Raw genomic sequence first — 19406 nt, 5'->3', positions numbered from 1 at the left:
CCTCCCGCTTCGTTGCGTGCTTCGGCGCCGCCCGGCGCCGCTTCACGAGGCACGGGTCGGGAACCACCGCCGGGATGCGTCGGCATCGCTGCGGGGATGGCTGGTCGGGGCCGACAGGATCGAGGTGAATGAGTCGGAGTCGGTGCGTCGGGGGATGGGGCTTCGACGTCGGGGTGATCGGGCTCACTACATCCGACACAGCGTCCGGTGAGGACCAGGATCTCGTGCAGGCGGCTTTCACTCGGCGAAAGACAAAGTTCGACCGGTCGACGCCGTCGGGCTCGCGGGCCGACGGAACGCGCCACCGCTGGTGAGGCAGGCTACGTCTTTTGTCTCGGTCCACGGTGCCGATCCCGGCCGACGTCTGCGAACAGGAGCGGGAGTCTTGTGACGTTTCACTCCGCTGGTGAGACTGGTTCCGAATGGGTGACGAGCGCCTCGACGAAGGAGTCGGCGTGATGCAGCAGGCAGTCGCGTGCGGAACAGGCCGCGAGGTCCGGCCCGCGGGCTGTCCCGTCTGTGGCGACCCTCTGCAGGACCGGCCGTCGGAGGACGACCGCCGGGGGCAACGGCGGCTGGCGGCGATCGCCCGTGCCGCGTCGAGCGTGGCCGACACCGCATCGCTGCGCGTCACCCTCGACGTCGTGGCCCGCGAGGTCGTGCAGGCCGAGCACATCGCCGCCGTGCAGATCCTCCGGGTGGAGGGCGGCACCATGCGAGTAGTGGGCAAGGCCGGATTCACCGACGCCGAGGACTTCGCCGACCGGCTGGAGGAATGCCGCAGGCTCGGCGCCCGGATGATGTTCGTCGAGGCGTTCCGGGCGCGCCGGCGCATCATGATCCCCCACCGCAAGGCGGCGGTGCTCGCGGATCCGACCTGGGCCCCCCTGCACGCGATCATGGGCGCTCCGCGGTGGGACTGCTTCGTCGCGGTCCCGCTCGTCGTCCGCGGGCGGGCCCTCGGTGTGCTCAACGCGTACTACGAGCCCGGCGAGGTGCCGGGCTGCGCCGATCTGGAGTTCCTCGACGCGATGGCGGACCAGGCGGCCATGGCCGTCGACTCCGCCGAGCTGCTCGCCCGCTCCCGTCACGACGCCCAGCTCGCCGAGCGCGCCCGCCTCGCGCGTGAGCTGCACGACTCGGTGGTGCAGCAGGTCTTCTCGATGCGGATGCATGCCAAGGCCCTGCGGTCCCATGTCACGTCCGGCCGGATGAGCAGCCCCGAGCGGGTGCAGTCGGTGGCCGACGAGCTGCTCGGACTCGCCCAGAACGCCCTCGCCGATTTGCGGAGCCTCGTCAGCCAGCTGCATCCGGTGGAGCTGGTCGAGCGTGGCCTCGCCGGGGCCGTCCGGGACCACGCCGCGTCGGTGCAGTCGCTCTCGGGGCTCCACATCGACGTCGAGACGGCGGAGAAGCTCGAGATGCTGCCGGTCGAGCTGCAGGAGGACCTGTACCGGATCGTTCAGGAGGCACTGCACAACGTGGTGAAGCACGCGCGAGCAACACGGGTGCGGATCCGGGTCCGCACCACCGGCGACCCCGGGAGCGACCGGCTCCTCGTGGAGGTGGCCGACGACGGCATCGGGCTGGACGGCAGGGCACCGCGGGCCGGGGCGATCGGGCTGGTCTCCATGCAGACGAGGGCCCGCGGATGGGGAGGACGCATGGAGATCCGCGACACCGCACCGGGCTGCCGGGTCGAGGTCATGATTCCCGTGGCGCTGCCGGACGGTGCCCTGTGATGCCGTCCATGGCCGGCCAGGAGGTGATCGGCGTGCTCGTCGTCGACGACCACGCCGTCGTGCGCCGCGGGCTCGCGGCCTATCTGGAGAGTGCCGACGGGATCGAGGCCGTCGCGGAGGCGGTCAACGGCCGGGATGCGCTCGTCCAGCTCCGGCGGCTGGCGACGGAGAACCGGCTGCCGAAGGTCGTGCTCATGGACGTGCTGATGCCGGAGATGGACGGGATCAGCGCGATCGGGGAGATCCTCGCGTCCTATCCGGACGTCCGGGTCGTGATGCTGACGAGCTTCGGCGAGGTCGAGCGGGTGTACGCGGCGCTGCAGGCCGGTGCGGCGGGCTACCTGCTCAAGGACGCCGACCCCGACGAGGTGGCCGCCGCGATCCGCGCGGCCGCCCGGGGCGAGGTGCATCTCGACCCTGCCGTGGCCGGTCGGCTGACCCGCCAGCTGGTGTCCCCGCCCACCGGGCTGGCCTCCCTCACCGCCCGCGAACGCACGGTCCTCGCACTCGTCGCGCGCGGCCTGTCCAACCGGCAGATCGCCGCCGAGCTCTACATCAGCGACCGCACGGCTCGCACGCACGTGAGCCACGTGCTCACGAAGCTGCAGCTCTCCTCGCGCACGCAGGCGGCGCTGGTGGCCATCAGGGAGGGGCTTATCCCGCCGCCGAGCTCGTAGCGCGAGCTCGCGACCCGTCTGTCCACAGTGGTGTGTGCTGGGGGAAGGTGCGACATGACCGTGACCGGGGAACATCGGCCCATCCGTTCCCCCGTCGACGACGGTGGGGCGCGGAGGACGGCCGCTGGACGCGTGCTCGCCGTCCTGGACGCGTTCGGGCCTGCCCATCGGACACTCACACTCAGCGAGATCTCCCGCCGCGCCGGGCTGACACTGCCGACCGCGCACCGGCTGGTCCGCGAGCTGCTCACCTGGGGCGCGCTGGAGCGTGACGACGCCGGTCGCTACTCCGTGGGGCTGCGGCTGCTCGAGCTCTCTGCGCTCGCGCCACGCGGGCTCGGGCTGCGTGACGCCGCGTTCCCCTACCTCGAGGACCTGCACCAGACCACCCTGGGCAACGTCCACCTCGGCGTGCGCGACGGGCTGGAGGTCGTCTACATCGAGGCGATCCGGGCGCGCGTGCGTAAACCCGTCGACAGTCATGTCGGTGACCGCTGGCCGATGCACGCCACGGGCACCGGACTCGTGCTGCTCGCCCACGCCGACCGCGAGCTGCAGGAGCAGGTGCTGAGCTCGCCGCTCACCCGGTTCAGCCCGCTGACCGTCGTCGACCCCGACGAGCTGCGCCGCCGCCTCGCGCTGGTGCGCAAGACCGGGGTGGCGGTGGCCAGGGGCCAGATCACCGTTCCCGACATCGTGGTCGCGGTGCCGGTGCTGGGCAGGCGCGGAGAGGTCGCCGCCGCGATCTCCGTGGTGGTCGAGGCCGACGACGCCCGCCCGAGGGAGCTGGCGGCCGTCCTGACGGAGGCCTCCCGCTCGATCTCGGCGTCCCTGACGGCCTGACCCGTGCTCATGGTGGGGGCAGGCCCAGCCAGCGCAGGGCGTTTCCGGCGGTGATCGCGTCCAGGACCGCTGCCGGCAGGTCCATCCCGAGCAGCGTCCGGCCCGCGGGGTCCTCGCGCGGCATGGCCGGGAAGTCGGAGCCGACCAGCAGCCGGTCGTGGCCGAGCAGGTCGATCAGGTACCGGATCGCGCGGCGGTCGAAGACGAGTGAGTCGTAGTAGAACCGGCGGGCGTACTCGATCGGCGAGGGGCCGTCGTCGTGCGCGATCGCGCGTTCGGGCACGACGGGCTCCTCGTTCCACGCACCGCCCCAGAAGTACTGCGCCCGCGGCAGCATCAGCGGGAACCCACCCGCCGCGTGGCTGAAGGAGATCCGCAGGTCCGGGCACTTGCCTGCGGTTCCCCCGGCGATCATCGACGCGGCGGCCAGCGCCCCTTCGAGGCCCACGACGTAGGTCCCCATCGCCGAGGCCGGCAGCCGGTCGGTCATGGCGGGCATGGCGTGCACGAACACGGGCAGGTCGAGGCGCTCCGCCTCGGCGAAGAACGGCAGGAACCGCTCGTCACCGATGGAGACGCCGAGCACGTTCGAGGCGATCTCCACACCGTGCAGGCCCTGCTCCTGGATCGCCGCCAGCTCCGCCGTGGCGGCGTCCGGGTCCTGCATCGGCACCATGCCGAACCCGACGAGCCGCGTGCGGTCCGCACTGCACAACGTGCCCGCGAACTCGTTGACGTACCGGGCGAGCGAGAGCCCCTCGGCGGCGGGAAGGTCGTAGCGCAGCAACGGCGGCATCGGCGTGACCACCTCGACGTCGACGCCCGACGCGTCCTGTGCAGCGATGCGCCGCTCGGCGTCGAAGAACACGTCACGGGCCCGGAAGCGCACCGCCCCGAACAGCAGTGTGCGCACGGTGTCGCCGTCGATCGGCTCCATCCGCGGGAAGCACTCCGGGGCATCGGCCGGGTAGTCGCGGGGCAGCAGGTGGGCGTGGGCGTCGACGAGCACGCGAGCTCTCCTACGAGTTGGGGTGGACCGAGACGTGCACCGCTGCTTCGCCCGGCACCTCGCCCGCGAGGGTCTCCATGGCGAGCGCGGTGTCGTCGAGCCCGAAGGTGTGGGTGTGCAGCTTCTCCAGCGGGAAGCGGCGGGACTCGATGATCGCGATCGCCTCCGCGTAGCCGCGGGCGTCGACGCCGTAGGCCCCGACCACGTTGATCGCCTTGTTGATGATCAGGTCGGTCCGCAACGGCACCTCACGCCCGCCCTTGAGCCCGGCGAGCACGACCCGCCCGGCGTGCTTGACCGCCTGCAACGCGTGAGTCACGGGCTCGGTGGCCATCGGGGTCAGCTCCAGCACGACGTCGGCCATCGCGCCGTCGGTGATCTCCCGGACGCGTTCGACGACGTCCTGCGCCCCGTCGCCGTCGACGACGAGCGTGTGGTCGGCCCCGAACTCGCGGGCGAGGGCGAGCTTGTGGGCGTCGGCCTCCAGACCGGTGACGATGACGGTGCCGGCGCCCGCGGCGCGCGCGGCGACCACCGCGGCGATCCCCCGCTGGCCTGCGCCGAGCACGAGCACGGTGTCGCCGATGCCGACGCCGCCGAGGTGCAGCGCCCAGCGCACGCCTGCGCCGAGCGGGTTGAACATCACCGCGAGCTCGGCGGGCAGCGTCTTGTCGACCTTGTGCAGCACCGCACCCGGTGTGAGGTAGAGGTGCTCGGCGAGCCCGCCCCACAGGCTCGGCGCCACGTCGACGCCGGTGACCCCGTGGCCGAAGCGGCGGTTGCGGCAGGCCTGGTAGCGCCCGGTGAGGCAGTCGTGGCAGGACCGGCACGGCACGATCACCTCCAGCGCCACCCGGTCGCCGGGCTGCACACCCCAGCGCTCCGCGGCGCGCTCGCCGATCTCCTCGATGATCCCGAGCGGCTCGTGCCCCGGCACCACCGCACCACCGCGGCCCATCCTCAGGTGGCCCCGGTAGGCCTCGACGTCGCTGCCGCAGATGCCGTTGGCCTCCACGCGCAGGAGCCCGTCGTCGGGGCCGATCACGGGGCGTGGGAACTCGCGGATCTCGATGTTGCGGGGGCCGACCTGCACGGCGGCGCGGACGGTGTCAGCCATCAACTGCTCCTTCCTACGAGGGTGCGCGCCGCCACCGGCACCGCAGCCCCTGACCAGCCCGAGAAGAGCCGCACGACCATGGAGATCCCGGCGTTGCGGGCGCCGGCCACCGCGATGAGCAGGTGCTCGCGATCGGCGGAGGGCAGCAGGCGGTCGAACCCTTCCGGGCGCTCCCCGCTCGCGTGCCGTACGCCGTTGTCGCCGAGCCCGTCCTTTCCGACGCGGGCGAGGTCGCGCACGGTGCGACCGCAGTGCTCGGCGAGCCATGCCCGCACCTGCGCGCGGTCGAAGCCTGCGCCGGCGAGCAGCTGCGCATGTTCCGGGCAGAAGACGATGCCGGCCGAGGCGTGGCGGAAGATCCACGCGCCGCTGCGGGAGATCGTGTCGGCGAAGTCGGCGAGCAGTTGCTCCGCGCTGCCCGTGTGCCGGTTGTCGACGAACTCGCAGGTGCGCAGCAGGGTGGCCGACACGGCCGAGGTGCCCGCGGGGATCCCGCCCTCGGCCGAGAGCGGCTCCCAGGGGCTCTCCTCCTCGTTCTCGGCCACGCAGATCGACCACCGCCCCGGCAACCCCTGGGTGGCCTGCTCCAGGACGTGCGGGTGGATCCCGTAGACGTTGCGGACGATCAGCCCGATCGCCCGCGCGACCGTCGCGTTCGCCCGGAACCCGGGGCCGAACACGCCGCCCGTGCGGTTGAAGCCGAGCTCGTCGCGCACCGGACCGTTCACGACGATCAGCGGGGCGGGGCCGCTCGTGGACTGCCAGCCGCCGCCGCCCGTGGAGCGCTCGCGCACCAGGGCGTCCCACGCGGCGAGCACCACGGGGAAGTACTCAGGGCGACAGCCCGCCATCGCCGCGTTGATCGCCGCCAGCTCGACCGTTACCGCGCGGTCGAGCTGCGGGAGCACGCCGATCACCTCGTCCGCCTGCCGCGAGACGGTGGCGAGGAAGCGGTCCACCAGCGGGCGCGACGCCGGGACCAGTGGCAGCCCGTCGGACCAGCCCTGCTCGTAGCAGTGCTCGATCGCCGCCTGCGCGGCGTCGGGATCCAGCCCAAGAGTGTTCGCGCTGCTCACGAGCGCGCCTCCGTCAAGATCACTACCACCCCGGAGACGACGTGCTTCGCGCGCTCCTGTACCTGCTGGGGCGTCAGCACGGCCACCGGGTGCTCGGTGGTGACGTACCGGTAGCCGGGCGCACCGCGCAGCGCCGCCATCGCGTCCGCGGTGGCGACGAACGCGTCGCTGCAGATCACGGCCGCGGGCAGGCCTGCGGCCTCGAAGAGCACCCCGTCGGCCACGGCGGACGCGCTGCACGAGCCGCAGTCACCGACCCCGGTGACCACCACGTCGCAGGCCGCCGCGTACTCGGCCACGAGCTCGTCGGACGCGGGCAGGGCGAAGGCCTGTTTGGTGCGCATCAGTACCACGCCCGCCGCCCCGTGCTCGGCGATGAGCAGGTTCGCCACCTCCTGCAGCAGCAGCGCGGCGTTCTGCTTGGTGTTCTCGAGCAGGCCCACCCGCGCACCCGCGAGGTCGGGACGACGGGCCGCCCGCGGGGCTGCCGCGGAGGTGGCCGCGGGTGCAGGTGCGCGCCCGGTGGGGTCGAGGATCGCGTTCGGCACGTGCGCCTCCGTCGTCAGTTCGCCAGGCGGGTCAGGCGGGACTTCATCTGGGAGCGTTCGATCGACCCGGGCGGGACGAGCGTCACCGCGGCCCGCACCGAGAGCCGGGAGCGGATCAGCGACTCGATCTCCCGGCCGAGCTGCTCGTGGTCGGAGCCGTGCTCGCCCCACTCGGCCTCCACCTGCAGCGGGGGCTCGACACGCGGGCCCTGCTGCGGGAGCACGATCTGCACGGCCCCGGTGGTGCGCGGGTGCAGGGTCTGCACGAGGTCGCGCACGGCGGAGGGGAACACGTTCACCCCGAGCACGATGAGCATGTCGTCGGTGCGCCCGACGCAGCGGATCAGCGGCTCCCCGCTGCCGGAGAGCCCGGTCACGACCACGCGGTCGCGGGTGCGGAAGCGCACCAGCGGACAGCACTCGCGGTCGACCGACGTGTAGACGAGCTCGCCGGTCGCACCCGGTTCCGGGTCGACGGGTTCGCCGGTCTCGGGATCGACCAGCTCGACGACCACGTGCCGGCCGCCGGTGAACCGCATTCCCCCGCTGTCCGGTGCCTCGCCGAAGAGCACCGGAGCCATGTCCGCGTTGCCCAGGCCCTCGGTGACCGGTGCGCCCCACTCCTGCTCGACGTGCGCCCGGAACGCGGGCTCTCCCCCGCCCGGCTCGCCGCCGACGAAGACCTTGCGCAGCCCGAACTCCTTCGGGTCGCGGCCCTGTGCCCGCAGGTGGTCGGCGAGGTAGCGCGCGTAGGACGGCGTGGAGTGCAGCGCCGTGACCCCGAGGGTCTCCAGCGCGAGCACCGCCTTCTCCGAGGCGCCCGTCCCGATCGGGATCAGTGTGGCCCCGATCCGCTCCAGCGCGTCGCGGATCGGGAGGCCGCCGACGAAGAGCGTGAGACCGGCCGCGTGCAGCACCACGTCCTCACGCGCTGCGCCCATCGTGCGGAAGGCGCGGGCCACCATGTCCGTCCACGCGGCCGCGTCCCGCCGGGTCACGCCCACCCAGCTGGGGCGCCCGGTGGTGCCGGTGGAGGCGTGCACGCGGATGACCTCGGTCATGTTCACGCCCGCGTGGCGGCCCAGCGGGGGCGCCGCGGCCTGGGAGTCACGCAGCATCTGCTTGGTCGTGAACGGCAGCTTGCGCAGGTCGTCGAGGGACGCGAACGCGGCAGCCGTGACGCCGTGCTCAGCGAACAGGTCCGCGTAGAACGGCGACCGGGCGGCCAGCCCCTCCAGCTGCGCGCGCAGCACCTCGGTGACGGCCTCGCGGTCCTCGGGCGTGGTGAAGCTCGGTGGCACCACGGTGCTCCTCAGCGCTCGTGGACGAGGACGCCGCGGATGTTCTTGCCGTCGTTCATGTCCTGGTAGCCCGCGTTCAGCTCCTCCAGCGTGTAGCGGCGGGTGATCAGCTCGTCGAGCTTGAGATCACCGGACCGGTAGAGCCGCAGCAGCCTCGGCACGTCGTAGAGCGGGTTGCAGTCACCGAACAGGGCTCCGCGCACCTGCCGCTGGTACATGATCATGAGGCCGGCGTGCACCTTGACCGCGCGCTCGCCGAGCTTGCCCGCCGCGGTGATCGTCACCTTCCCCGCCTTGCCCACCACCTGCATCGCGGCGTCCACGATCTCGGCGGTGAGCACGCCCGGCGTGCAGATCGCGTGGTCGGCGAGCTGCCCCCACGTCGTGTCCACCACGAAGTCGTGCGCCTCGCGGGCGTCGGCGAACGTGTGGGTGGCGCCGAAGACCTTCGCCATGTCCCGCTTGAACGCGACAGGGTCCACGACCACCACGTTCTTCGCACCGGCATAGCGGGCGCCCTGCACCGCGTTGCTCCCGACGCCGCCCGCGCCGTAGATCACCACGGTCTCCCCCGCCCGCACACCCGCCGCGTACACCGCGGACCCCCAGCCCGTGGGCACCCCGCAGCCCACCAGCGCACCGATCTCGAACGGGATGTCGTCCGGCAGCGGGATGCAGGCAAACTCCGACACCACCGCGTACTGCGAGAACGAGCCGACCGTGCAGAACCCGCCCAGGTCCTCCTCGCCGCGGTGGAACCGGAAGGTGCCGTCGAGGAACATGCCGGTGCCGGCGTTCAGACCCTTGACGCACATGTTCTGGTGGCCCGTCGAGCAGGGTCGGCACGCGCCGCACGCCGGGATGTAGGAGCAGACGATCCGGTCGCCGGGCTTGACCCGGCGCACGTCCGGGCCCACCGACTCGACCACGCCTGCGCCCTCGTGGCCGCCGACGATCGGGAACCGCACCGGCGCGTCGCCCTGGGTGATGTGGTCGTCGGAGTGGCAGAGGCCCGCGGCATGGAAGCGGACGCGGACCTCGTGCGACTTCGGGGCGTCGAGCGTCAGCTCGGTGAGCTCCCAGCCGCTGTGCGGCTGCCGCGCGATGGCGGCGCGGGTGGTGATGCTGCCCTGGTTGCTCGGTGTCATCGGGCGCCCGTCCTCTCCGGTGTGCTCGTGACGTGCGGGAGGACCTCAGCGCCGATCAGTGCGATGTGGTCCAGGTCGTGGATGTCGTAGATGTGCAGGTAGACGGTGTCCGCTCCGGCGTCGGCCAGCGCGGCGATCCGCTCGGTGACCTCGGCCGGTGAGCCGGTGGCGGCGGTCGAGCGCATCAGCTCCGAACCCATCACGGCAGCCCGCCGCTGCGCCTGCTCCTGCGTCTCGCCACAGGCGACAGGGAGCACCGCGGAGCGGCGCGCCTCGTCCGGATCACGGCCGATCGCCTCGCACGCCCGCGCGAACACGGCGAAGCGCTCCCGCAGTTGCTCGCCGGTGGCGTCCCCGATCGTCAGCGCCCCGTTGAACTCGTCGGCGTAGCGCGCGGCGATGGCGGGGGTCCGCCGCGGCCCGGTGCCGCCGATGATGATCGGCGGATGCGGGTCCTGGGGCGGACGCGGCGGGGTGCGGTTGGCCTCGACGCGGTAGTGCGAGCCCTCGAAGGAGAACCCCTCGTCGTCGCCGGTCGGCGTGCCCCACAGGCCTGTGATGATCGCCAGCTGCTCCTCCAGCCGGTCGAACCGCTCGCCGGTCGGCGGGAACGGGATGCCGAAGGCCGCGTGCTCCCGGGCGAACCACCCGGTGCCCAGGCCCAGCTCCACCCGGCCGCCGCTCATCTCGTCGACCGAGGCGACGATCGTGGCAAGCAGGCCGGGCGCGCGGAACGTCGCGGCGCCGACCAGCGCCCCGAGCCGCACGCGCGACGTCTCGCGGGCCAGGCCGCCGAGCGTGGTCCAGCAGTCGGTCGGGCGGTAGGTGGGGTCGTTCGGGTCGACGCCGAGCAGGTGGTCGGAGCGGAAGAACGCGTCGAACCCCGCGTGCTCGGTGGCCAGGGCCAGCGCCAGGATCTCCTCGTAGCGCGAGCCGTGACGCGGCTCCATCAGCACGCGCAGCCGCACCCCGTCGTGGTCGGCCATGGTGCTCAGTGCTCGAGGAGGATCACGCCGCGGACGTTCTTGCCGTCCAGCATGTCCTGGTAGCCCTCGTTGATCTCCTCGAGCCGGTACCGGCGGGTGATCAGCTCGTCGAGCTTCAGGTCACCGGACCGGTAGAGCCCCAGCAGCCGGGGGACGTCGAAGAGCGGGTTGCAGCCGCCGAAGATCGCGCCCTGCACCCGCCGCTGGAAGCCGATGAACGGGCCGGGGTTGTGGTCGATCGATCCGTTGCCGACCGCGGTGATCGTCACCTGGCCGCTCTTGCCGACCACCTGAATCGCCTGGTCGATGACCTCGTCGTGCAGCACGCCGACCGTGATGATCGCGTGGTCGGCGAGCTCGCCCCACGTGGTCTCGACGACGAACTCGCGTGCCGCGGCGGCGTCGGCGAAGGTGTGGGTGGCCCCGAACACCTTGGCCATGTCCCGCTTGAACGCCACAGGGTCCACGGCCACCACGTTCTTCGCCCCGGCATAGCGGGCGCCCTGCACCGCGTTGCTGCCGACGCCGCCCGCGCCGTAGATCACCACGGTCTGCCCCGGCCGTACGCCCGCGGCGTGCACCGCCGATCCCCATCCGGTCGGGACGCCGCACCCCACCAGCGCGGCGACGTCGAACGGGATGTCGTCCGGGATCGGGATGCAGGAGAACTCGGAGACGACCAGGTGCTGGGAGAACGTGCCGAGCACGCACATCCCACCGATGTCCTCGCCGTCGAGGTGGAACCGGAAGGTCCCGTCGGCGAACTCGCCCGTGGACGCGTTCTTCCCGGCGTCGCAGAGGTTCTGGCGGCCGGTGGAGCAGTAACGGCAGGTGCCACACGCCGGGATGAAGGCGCACACCACGTGGTCCCCCACGGCGACCCGCGTGACGCCGTCACCCACCGCCTCGACGACGCCGGCTCCCTCGTGGCCGCCGACCACCGGGAAGCGCATCCGCGCAGCGCCCTTCTGGACGTGGTCGTCGGAGTGGCACAGCCCGGCGACCTCGATGCGGATCCGCACCTCGTTCGCGCGTGGCTCGTCCAGCTCCAGCTCCGCGATCTCCCACGGTCTGCCCGCCTCGCGGCAGATCGCGGCGCGCGTCGTCATGCTCATTTCGGCTCCAGGGGTCTGCGCGGGGCCGCACGATGCGGCAAGCCGGGTGTCCGCAGTGGACGCCGTGGTCGCAGGCACCGCGACCGTGCGTCCGCTGCGAACACTCACGATGCGCCGCGCGATGTGACAGCGGCCATACGGCTTTCGCGTCCCGGAAGGGATCTCGCGTCCGTAATCTGCCCTTCCGGCTCACGAAACCGCCGTTGCCCGCTTCAGTCCGGATGTGCGACATCCGTCCCATTCGTACGGAGGCAACGGTCCGACGACGACTGCGCCGGTGGGCTATTTACTCCTCACCGACATCCTCGACCCCCGCGCGGAAGGTGCATTGTGGCCAACCCGACCCCCAGCAGGAGATCACTGCTGCTCGCCAGCTGTGTCGGTACCTCGATCGAGTGGTACGACTACTACATCTTCGGGACGGCCTCGGCGCTCGTGTTCGGAGCGCTCTTCTTCCCGTCGTTCTCCCCCCTCGCCGGCACGCTCGCGGCGTTCGGCACGTTCGCCGTCGGGTTCATCGCCCGCCCGCTCGGCGGTGCCGTGATCGGCCATTTCGGTGACCGCATCGGCCGCAAGGCCATGCTGGTGCTCACCCTGATGATGACCGGACTCTCCACGTTCCTGATCGGCGTGCTCCCCACCTACGCGGCGATCGGTGTGGCGGCCCCGCTCCTGCTGATCCTCCTGCGGCTGGTGCAGGGCTTCGGCGTCGGCGGTGAGTGGGGCGGCGCGGTCCTCGTCGCCACCGAGCACGCCTCGCCGAGACAGCGCGCGCTGTTCGGCAGCTTCGCCCAGTTCGGCGTCCCCATCGGTCTGCTGACGTCGAACCTGGCCTTCCTCGCCATCGCCGGTCTGCCTGACGAGGACTTCGCCGCATGGGGCTGGCGGATCCCGTTCCTGCTCAGCATCGCGCTGCTGATCGTCGGGATGGTGGTGCGCCGCAAGCTCTCCGAGAGCCCGGAGTTCCGGAACGTGCAGGAGAAGCAGCAGGTCACCAGGCTGCCCGTGGCCACGCTGTTCCGGGAGCGCCCGGGCACGGTGCTGCTGGCGAGCGTGGCTGCCATCGCGCCGCCCGCGGTCGGCTACACGGTGATGGTCTACATGCTGAACTACGGCACGAGCGTGGTCGGCTTCGACCGCACCACCCTCCTCACGCTGATCCTGCTCTCCACCGTGCTGTGGATCGCGGGGATCTACGTCGCGGCGCTCTGCGCCGACCGGTGGGGCGCCAAGCGCGTGTACGTCATCGGCGCCGCGACGGCCGTGGCATGGGCCTTCCCGCTCTTCCTGCTGGTCAACACGGGCAGCGCGGTCGCGGCGCTCCTGGCGTTCATGGTGGCGGGCGTGGTGCAGGCGATCATGGCGGGCGCGCAGGGCGGCCTGTTCACCGAGCTCTTCGACGCCCGCGTGCGCTACAGCGGGGCGTCAATCGCCTACCAGCTCGGCGGCATGGTCGGTGGCGCGGTCACCCCGCTCGCGGCCGTGGGGCTCCTCGCGGCCACCGGGTCCTGGGTGCCGATCGCGCTCTACCTCGCGCTGCTGTGCGCGGCGAGCCTGGTGGCGGCGCTGGTCATCCGGGTTCCGGTGCAGGACGCAGCCGGTGCGGAGCCGGCGGCGGGCGTGGTCCAGGACTGAGATGAAGGATCCGTGGGGCCGGACGCCGCCGGCCCCCACGGATCCCTCACCCGCTGGGGAACGCCACCGAGTGGGTGTCCATGAACTCGCGCAGGCCCTCCACACCCATCTCCCGTCCCATGCCGCTGCCCTTGAGCCCGCCGAACGGCGCCCGCTCGTCGAGCCACGGCGCCCCGTGCGCGTCGACGAACGTGTAGCCGCTGCGCAGGCGGGCGGCCACCCGGGCGGCACGGTCCCGGTCGGACGTCCACACCGACGAGCAGAGCCCCGCCCACGTTTCGTTGGCGGCGGCGATCGCCTCGTCGTCGGTGTCGAACGGGATGATCGGCAGGGTCGGACCGAACTGCTCCTCCGTCACCACCCGGGCGTCCGATGGCGGGTCGAGCACCAGGCTCGGGCGCAGGAAGTGCCCGTAGGAGAAGCGGTCATCCGGGGCGCTGCCGAACTCTCGTACCTCGGCACCCGCCACGCGGGCCTGCGCCACCAGTTCGGCCACGAAGTCGCGCTGTCGCGCCGTGTGCAGCGGGCCCATCGTGGTGGCCGGGTCGAGGCCGTGGCCGAGCACCTGGTTCGCGAGCCGGGCCGACATGCCCTCCACGACCTCGGCGTAGCGCGACCTGTGCACGTACAGCCGCTTGATCGCCATGCAGATCTGGCCGGTCGAGTCGAACGTGCCGGAGACGAGCCGGTCGAGCGCCGCGTCGTCCAGGACGGCGTCGTCGAGCACCAGTGCCGGATCGTTGCCGCCCAGCTCCAACGCCACCCGCGTGAGTGTCTCCGCCGCCATCGCCATGATCCGCCTGCCACCGGCAGGGCTGCCCGTGAAGCAGACCTTGGCGACGCGCTCGTCGCTCACGAGCGCCGCCCCGATCTCCGCGTCGTCGCCCGTCACCACGTTGAGCACGCCGGGCGGCAGCGCCGCGGCGACCCGCTGCACGACCCGCGTGGTCGCGAGCGGCGCGGACGGCGGCGGCTTGACGACGACCGTGTTGCCGGCCAGCAGGGCCTGCGGGAGCGACGCGGCGAGGATCGCCAGCGGCCAGTTGAACGGCACGATGATCGTGACGACACCGAGCGGGACGTAGCCGACCTCCGTGTCGTACGGCGGCCCGGACAGCCTGGAGGTCGTGCCCACCTGGTCGACGGCCGCGACGGCCAGCTCGACGCGGTGGTCGAACACGATCAGGTCGATCGTGGACTCCTGCAGGATCTTCCCGTTCTCCCTGGTCAGGATCTCCGCGTCGGCGCCGCGGTGCTCGGCGAGGCCCCGGATCGCGCCGCGGATCAGCTCAGCGCGCTCCCCGGCGCTCCGCGCCGCCCACGCCGGGAAGGCCCGGTCCGCGGCGGCCACGGCGTCGAGTGCCTGCCTGCGGGTGGCGGCCGCGGCGTACCCGACCGTCGTCGAGGGCTGGGCCGGGTCTGCCACGCGCAGCGTCTGCTCGGCGGGCACCGTCGCGCCGTCCACGTACAGGTCCGTCTGCACGTGGGCGGTCGGATCGATCACCTGGGTCACGAGCTCCTCCGTTCCGGCGCCGCGCTGGGCGACTCGAGGGTGAAGTGGTCGGGCCGGGAGGCGCGGACGGCGGACTCGGGCTCCCGCGCCGCGCGCGCCGTGACCTCGCGGAACCAGCGGTGTGCGTCGTCCTCGTCGTGCTTCTCGTGCCACCACAGCGTCTCGACGATCGCCGGCGGTTCGCCCGGGCACTCCAGCACACGCAGGTCGGGCCGGTCGGCGAACAGCGCGGCGAGCCGCCGTTGCATCACGGCCACGCGGTCGGTGCCCGCGACGAAGTACGGGGTGGCCTGGTAGCTGTCCACGCGGACGGCTACGCGCGGGGGGTCGTTCAGCCGGGCGATCAGCGGGGCGAGCGGGAACGTCGCCGGGTAACCGCCGTCGGGGTGATGTGGGACGACCCACGGGAGGCGCTGGAGGTCGGCCAGCGCGAGGCTCCCGCCGGATCCGTCGGCCACCGGGTTGTCGGCCGCGACCACACACACCCAGCGGTCCCGGAAGAGCTCCATGCTGCGGATGCCGGGGGCGCGCAGTGCGATGCCGGGAGCCGAGACGATCCCGTCCAACACCCGCAACGTGTCCACGATGTCGGCAGGCAGAGCCTGCTTCACGACCTGGACGTGCAGGCGGGCCCGCGGCGCCGCCGCATACAGCTCGCGCGAGAGCCGCTCCCCGAACGCAGCGAGCACGTAGTCGGGCACGAGCAGCGTGAACTCCCGGTCGGACTCCTCGGGGCGGAACTCCGGGCTCGTGGAGAACAGCCGTTCCATGCTCGTGCACACCGGCTCGACCTGGTCGGCCAGCTGCACCGCGAGCGGGGAGAGGAGATAACCGCCGCGGTTGCGCACGAGCAGCTCGTCACCGAAGTGGCGGCGCAGGCGGGAGAGTGCGGCGCTCGCCGCGGACTGGGTGACCCCGATCCGCTGCGCCGCCCGCGTCACGTTCCGCTCGCGCAGCAGCTCACGCAGGAACACCAGCAGGTTGAGGTCGAGGTTGGCCAAGGACACCGGTGCACGCGTCATCGCCCGGCTCCTCTGCCCACGTCCACCATTAACGACGGCGAACCGCGCCGGGTCAACGCGACGGATGACCTATCAGGCCGGCGACCGCAGCAGGTCGCGCACCGCGGCGAGCGTCTCGGCCGGGCGCTCCTCGGGGAGGTAGTGCCCGCAGTCCAGCTGCTCCCCCGCCGCCTGCGGGGCCCAGCGCCGCCACACGTCGAGCACGTCGGGCACGCGGCCGAGCGGGCCACGGCGCCCCCAGAGCACGAGAGTCGGGCACGCCACCTGCCGCCTGCCCCGATCGGCCTCGTCGTCCGCGACGTCGACGGTCGCGCCCGCGCGATAGTCCTGGCACATCGCATGGACGACCTCGGGCCGCCGGTACGCCGCGCGGTAGGCGGCCCGTGCCTCGTCGGTGAAGACGCCGTCGGTGCCGCGGAGGAAGAAGGCGTCCGGATCGGCCGCGATGAGACGCTCGGGCAGGTCCCCGGGCTGCGCGAGGAAGAACCAGTGCCACGCCGAGCGAGCAAACGCGGCATCGACGCTCGCGAACACGTCGGCGGTCGGGAGGATGTCGAGGACGGCGAGCGCCGTCACCGCCTCCGGGTGGTCGAGGGCGAGGCGGTACGCGCAGCGCGCGCCACGGTCGTGCCCCACCACGGCGAACCGCGCGAACCCCAGCGCGGCCATCACCGCGAGCTGATCGGCGGCCATGGCGCGCTTGCCGAAGGCCGCGGGGTCGTGCGCCGCGCCGGGCGGCGCGATGCTGTCGCCGTAGCCGCGCAGATCAGCAGCGACCACCGTGTGGTCCTCGGCGAGCCCTGGCGCGACGCGATGCCACATGGCCGAGGTCTGCGGGTAGCCGTGCAGCAGCAGCACCGGCGGTCCGCTCCCGGCCGTGCGCACCCGGATGCGCGCGCCCGCCGGGGTGGTGACGTCGGTGCTCGCCCAGCCGTCGAAGATCACCGGTCGAGCCGGTACCAGTCGCTCGCGTTGCCCCCGAGCACGCGCTCCCGCTCGTCGTCGGTCAGCGCGGCGAGCAGGCGCTCGCCGCCGTCGCCGTGGTCGTGCGGGTGGTCACTGGCGTACACGAGCATCGTGCCCGCGTCGAGCAGGTCCAGCGCCTGACGGACCTGGCCGGGGTCGCGCGGCAGATGCGCGGGGGACGTCGTCAGCCGCATGTGCCGGCGCACCACCTCCGAGGGCCGCTCGTCGAGCCACGGCACCTCGCGCCAGACGCCCTTCCAGTCCTTGTCGAAGCGCCACAGCAGCGTCGGAAGCCACGAGAACCCGCACTCGGCCAGCACCACGCGCAGCTGCGGCACCCGCGCGAAGACGCCCTCGGTGACCAGGCTCGTCACCTGCGCCTGCACGATGATCTGGGAGTTGCCGAGGTAGTCCTCGAGGTAGGTGTGCGTGATCCCGGTCGAGGTCGGCGCGTTGCCGATCCGGCCCCACGCGTGCAGGCCGACCACCAGGTCGTGGGCGGCGGCCGCCTGCAGCATCGGGTGGTTGCGCTTGTTGCCCCACGGGACGTCCGTGCGGACGGGCAGCAGGACCTGCACGATTCCGGGATGGCTGCCGATCCGCTCGATCTCCGCCACAGCGGCCTCGGTGTCGAGCGTCGGCACGACCATGCTCGCCCGCAGCCGGTCGTCCCGGTCGAGCCACTCCGCTACCAGCCAGTCGTTGATCGCCCGTGTGAGCGCGGCCTCGTAGTACGGGTTGCGGTTGCAGTGGAACGAGGTGGTGCAGTTCAGCAGCGCGGTGTGCACGCCTGCGGGGTCGAGCAGTCCGGTGCGCAGCTCGTCCACCGTGGTGGCCGGGAACGCACCGGCTGCACGGGCGGCAGGCGTGGCGCTGGTGGGCGCCTTCGGTGGGTACGCACCACCTTGGGTGGGCGAGAGGAACACCCCACCGTCCTGGATGTACGTGCGCCAGTACGGCTCGAGGTAGGGCAGGAGATCGCCGAGCGTGGCGGGTGCGCAGTGCACATCGGTGTCGACGGTGCTCGTCGTGACGGGTGCGGCGGTCATCGCGACTCCTCCTGCTCCCGCTCGGGCAGGCCGTAGAGCCGGCAGGCGTTGGAGCCCATGATCGAGCGGCGCAACGCGGGCGGGAACAGCCGCGGGGCGTGGCGCGGCGAGTCGAAGTCCCAGTGCGGGTAGTCGGACGCGAACATGATCCGGTCGTTCATCCCGATGTGCGCCAGCGCGATCTCCAGGTGGGTGGGGTCGTCCGGTTCCTCGATGGGCTGGGTGGTGAACCAGAAGTGCTCGCGGATGTACTCCGACGGCGGCCTGCGCAGGTGCGGCACGTCGGCGCGCAGCTGCGTCCAGGCGTCGTCGAGAGACCACATCAGCGGCCCGGCCCAGGCGATCCCGCCTTCGATGCAGGCCACCTGCAGGGACGGGAACCGCTCGAAGGCCCCTTCACAGAGCATGCTCATGATCAGCGAGGCCATCGTGTTGCCGTTCCACACGTGTTCCTCGAGGTAGAACGACGGCCAGCCCGCGCCGCGGTGCTGCTCCAGGCCGCCGGTGTGCGCGGCGATCGGCAGCCCGGCCTCAGCTGCCGCTTCGTAGATCGGCCAGTAGTGCCTGCGCCCGAACCCGTGCTCACCGCCGGTCGACAGCAGCACCTGGACGAACCGCGGGTCGCTCGCGCGCAGCCGGATCTCCTCCGCGGCGAGGTCGGGGGCCTCGTGCGAGATCGCGATCGAGCTGCGCAGGCGCGGCTCGGGAGAGAGCCACTCGTCGGCCTGCCAGTCGTTCAGCGCGTGGCACAGCGCCGCCGCGTACTCGGGCTCCTCCACACCCCAGCTGTGTCCCTGGAGCGGGATCAGGATCCCGTGGTCCACCTCGTACTCGTCGAGCAGCTGGTCGCGCACCATCTGCAGGTCGCTGCCCGGGAAGCCGCCCTCGGGCCACGAGTCGAGCCGGAAGCCGGAGTTGCGGACGCGCGGATAGATCTCGGGCGGTCCGGGCACGCGGCTGGCGAACATGTCCCAGCGCTCCTGGTGCCGCTGCGCGAGCCGCGCGCGGATCTGCGGGGCGGGCGCGTGCGGGTGGATGTCACTGTCGACGATCGTGTGCCCGGCCCGGGTCGCCGTTCGGCCGACCTGGGCGGGCAGTGCCGTGCTGGTCATCGCGCACCTCCGGGTGTGCCCGCCGCCGGCGCGCGCGGGCTCGTGTCGACCACGACATAGGCGTCCTCGACGTGCACCGGGAACGTCTCGGCGACGAAGGGACCGGGCTGCCGCCCCCCGGTCGGCGGCCCGGTCCCGCCGGCTACGGGCGCAGCGTCGGCGCCCGCCTCGACCGACACCTCGTACGTCCGGGCGGGGGGTTCCCCCGGTCCGAGGAAGGACTGGCCGGTGGCGAGGTCGTACTCCCAGCCGTGCCACGGGCAGGCGACCAGTGCCTCCTGCTCGGCCATCGCGTAGTCGCCGGGGCCGGTCGAGCTGACCCACGGCTTCGTGCGGCCCAGGCACAGCGGGCCGCCCTGGTGGGGGCAGTAGTTGTTGATCGCATAGAAGCGGTCACCGACCCGGAACACACCGATCGAGCGCCGTCCGGCCTGCACGATCCGGCGTTCGCCCGGCGGGAACTCGTCAACGCGCGACACCACGATCCTCACGGCTCCTGACGCTAGGCATCGGCACCGTGCGGGCGGAAACAGAAAAACGGCATGCA

General features: G+C 72.4%; 18 protein-coding genes. 4 read left to right on the top strand and 14 right to left on the bottom strand.

The features are described from left to right. Positions 1–458 precede the first annotated feature (458 nt). From MMF94_RS01570 to MMF94_RS01560, 3 genes are read left to right on the top strand one after another with little or no spacing between them, the layout of a single operon-like run. Complete coding sequence (locus MMF94_RS01570) at positions 459–1742, top strand: GAF domain-containing sensor histidine kinase (RefSeq protein ID WP_241034633.1); 1284 nt, start codon at positions 459–461, stop codon at positions 1740–1742. 8 nt (positions 1743–1750) lie between these two features. After that, on the top strand, positions 1751–2419 hold the full coding sequence (locus tag MMF94_RS01565; RefSeq protein WP_379660248.1) for a response regulator: 669 nt from the start codon (positions 1751–1753) through the stop codon (positions 2417–2419). 54 nt (positions 2420–2473) lie between these two features. Further along, on the top strand, positions 2474–3262 hold the full coding sequence (locus tag MMF94_RS01560; RefSeq protein ID WP_241034554.1) for an IclR family transcriptional regulator: 789 nt from the start codon (positions 2474–2476) through the stop codon (positions 3260–3262). Between the two features lie 7 nt (positions 3263–3269). Here the strand turns inward: MMF94_RS01560 and MMF94_RS01555 are convergent, their stop codons facing one another. Genes MMF94_RS01555 through MMF94_RS01520 form a run of 8 tightly spaced genes read right to left on the bottom strand, consistent with a single transcriptional unit; the run spans position 3270 to position 11562 of the window. Next, positions 3270–4271: an amidohydrolase family protein gene (locus MMF94_RS01555; RefSeq protein ID WP_241034553.1), complete on the bottom strand. Its 1002-nt coding sequence runs from the start codon at positions 4269–4271 to the stop codon at positions 3270–3272. A 10-nt stretch (positions 4272–4281) separates the two neighbouring features. After that, positions 4282–5388 carry a zinc-dependent alcohol dehydrogenase gene (locus MMF94_RS01550; RefSeq protein WP_241034552.1) on the bottom strand — a complete coding sequence of 369 codons (1107 nt, stop codon included), beginning with the start codon at positions 5386–5388 and terminating at the stop codon, positions 4282–4284. After that, a complete protein-coding gene (locus tag MMF94_RS01545; protein WP_241034551.1) occupies positions 5388–6464 on the bottom strand; it encodes a hypothetical protein in 1077 nt (358 codons plus the stop codon). The genes MMF94_RS01550 and MMF94_RS01545 overlap by 1 nt, the downstream gene beginning before the upstream one ends. Next, entirely contained in the window at positions 6461–7012 is a 552-nt protein-coding gene (locus tag MMF94_RS01540; RefSeq protein ID WP_241034550.1) for a UGSC family (seleno)protein, read from the bottom strand. Before MMF94_RS01540 ends, MMF94_RS01545 begins: the two co-directional genes overlap by 4 nt. 14 nt (positions 7013–7026) lie before the next feature. After that, entirely contained in the window at positions 7027–8316 is a 1290-nt protein-coding gene (locus MMF94_RS01535) for a phenylacetate--CoA ligase family protein (RefSeq protein ID WP_241034549.1), read from the bottom strand. 8 nt (positions 8317–8324) lie between these two features. After that, positions 8325–9461 (bottom strand): NDMA-dependent alcohol dehydrogenase, encoded by a 1137-nt coding sequence (locus MMF94_RS01530; protein ID WP_241034548.1) that lies wholly within the window; start codon positions 9459–9461, stop codon positions 8325–8327. Then, positions 9458–10447, bottom strand: coding sequence for a TIGR03560 family F420-dependent LLM class oxidoreductase (locus tag MMF94_RS01525; protein WP_241034547.1), 990 nt, complete (start codon positions 10445–10447; stop codon positions 9458–9460). Before MMF94_RS01525 ends, MMF94_RS01530 begins: the two co-directional genes overlap by 4 nt. A 5-nt stretch (positions 10448–10452) precedes the next feature. Further along, on the bottom strand, positions 10453–11562 hold the full coding sequence (locus tag MMF94_RS01520) for an NDMA-dependent alcohol dehydrogenase (RefSeq protein WP_241034546.1): 1110 nt from the start codon (positions 11560–11562) through the stop codon (positions 10453–10455). Between the two features lie 330 nt (positions 11563–11892). Between MMF94_RS01520 and MMF94_RS01515 the strand changes: the two genes are divergently transcribed. Beyond that, a complete protein-coding gene (locus MMF94_RS01515; RefSeq protein ID WP_241034545.1) occupies positions 11893–13197 on the top strand; it encodes an MFS transporter in 1305 nt (434 codons plus the stop codon). 46 nt (positions 13198–13243) lie between these two features. Here the strand turns inward: MMF94_RS01515 and MMF94_RS01510 are convergent, their stop codons facing one another. The 6 genes from MMF94_RS01510 to MMF94_RS01485 all read right to left on the bottom strand — a co-directional run bounded on the left by MMF94_RS01510 (position 13244) and on the right by MMF94_RS01485 (position 19350). Continuing rightward, positions 13244–14710, bottom strand: a complete 1467-nt coding sequence (locus MMF94_RS01510) for an aldehyde dehydrogenase family protein (protein WP_241034544.1) — start codon at positions 14708–14710, stop codon at positions 13244–13246. Beyond that, on the bottom strand, positions 14707–15732 hold the full coding sequence (locus tag MMF94_RS01505) for a LysR family transcriptional regulator (protein WP_241034543.1): 1026 nt from the start codon (positions 15730–15732) through the stop codon (positions 14707–14709). Before MMF94_RS01505 ends, MMF94_RS01510 begins: the two co-directional genes overlap by 4 nt. A gap of 72 nt (positions 15733–15804) precedes the next feature. Next, positions 15805–16674, bottom strand: coding sequence for an alpha/beta fold hydrolase (locus MMF94_RS01500; RefSeq protein WP_241034632.1), 870 nt, complete (start codon positions 16672–16674; stop codon positions 15805–15807). After that, positions 16674–17747 (bottom strand): amidohydrolase family protein, encoded by a 1074-nt coding sequence (locus MMF94_RS01495; RefSeq protein WP_241034542.1) that lies wholly within the window; start codon positions 17745–17747, stop codon positions 16674–16676. Before MMF94_RS01495 ends, MMF94_RS01500 begins: the two co-directional genes overlap by 1 nt. Beyond that, the gene (locus tag MMF94_RS01490; RefSeq protein WP_241034541.1) at positions 17744–18859 is read right to left on the bottom strand and encodes an amidohydrolase family protein; all 1116 of its coding nucleotides are present in this window, start codon (positions 18857–18859) and stop codon (positions 17744–17746) included. Before MMF94_RS01490 ends, MMF94_RS01495 begins: the two co-directional genes overlap by 4 nt. Then, positions 18856–19350 (bottom strand): Rieske (2Fe-2S) protein, encoded by a 495-nt coding sequence (locus tag MMF94_RS01485; RefSeq protein WP_241034540.1) that lies wholly within the window; start codon positions 19348–19350, stop codon positions 18856–18858. The genes MMF94_RS01490 and MMF94_RS01485 overlap by 4 nt, the downstream gene beginning before the upstream one ends. Between the last annotated feature and the right edge of the window lie 56 nt (positions 19351–19406).

Source organism: Pseudonocardia alaniniphila, assembly GCF_022524485.1.
Taxonomy (GTDB): domain Bacteria; phylum Actinomycetota; class Actinomycetes; order Mycobacteriales; family Pseudonocardiaceae; genus Pseudonocardia; species Pseudonocardia alaniniphila.
Note: the sequence above shows the minus strand (reverse complement) of the source record. Positions and strands in the feature narration are given on the sequence as shown.

What these genes read in the sequence shown, in the direction of transcription:
- MMF94_RS01560 (WP_241034554.1), top strand. Translation starts at nt 2,474, where the DNA reads ATGACCGTGACCGGGGAACATCGGCCCATCCGTTCCCCCGTCGACGAC.
- MMF94_RS01550 (WP_241034552.1), bottom strand. Translation starts at nt 5,388, where the DNA reads ATGGCTGACACCGTCCGCGCCGCCGTGCAGGTCGGCCCCCGCAACATC.
- MMF94_RS01525 (WP_241034547.1), bottom strand. Translation starts at nt 10,447, where the DNA reads ATGGCCGACCACGACGGGGTGCGGCTGCGCGTGCTGATGGAGCCGCGT.
- MMF94_RS01520 (WP_241034546.1), bottom strand. Translation starts at nt 11,562, where the DNA reads ATGAGCATGACGACGCGCGCCGCGATCTGCCGCGAGGCGGGCAGACCG.
- MMF94_RS01490 (WP_241034541.1), bottom strand. Translation starts at nt 18,859, where the DNA reads ATGACCAGCACGGCACTGCCCGCCCAGGTCGGCCGAACGGCGACCCGG.
- MMF94_RS01565 (WP_379660248.1), top strand. Translation starts at nt 1,751, where the DNA reads ATGGCCGGCCAGGAGGTGATCGGCGTGCTCGTCGTCGACGACCACGCC.
- MMF94_RS01530 (WP_241034548.1), bottom strand. Translation starts at nt 9,461, where the DNA reads ATGACACCGAGCAACCAGGGCAGCATCACCACCCGCGCCGCCATCGCG.
- MMF94_RS01570 (WP_241034633.1), top strand. Translation starts at nt 459, where the DNA reads ATGCAGCAGGCAGTCGCGTGCGGAACAGGCCGCGAGGTCCGGCCCGCG.
- MMF94_RS01505 (WP_241034543.1), bottom strand. Translation starts at nt 15,732, where the DNA reads ATGACGCGTGCACCGGTGTCCTTGGCCAACCTCGACCTCAACCTGCTG.
- MMF94_RS01495 (WP_241034542.1), bottom strand. Translation starts at nt 17,747, where the DNA reads ATGACCGCCGCACCCGTCACGACGAGCACCGTCGACACCGATGTGCAC.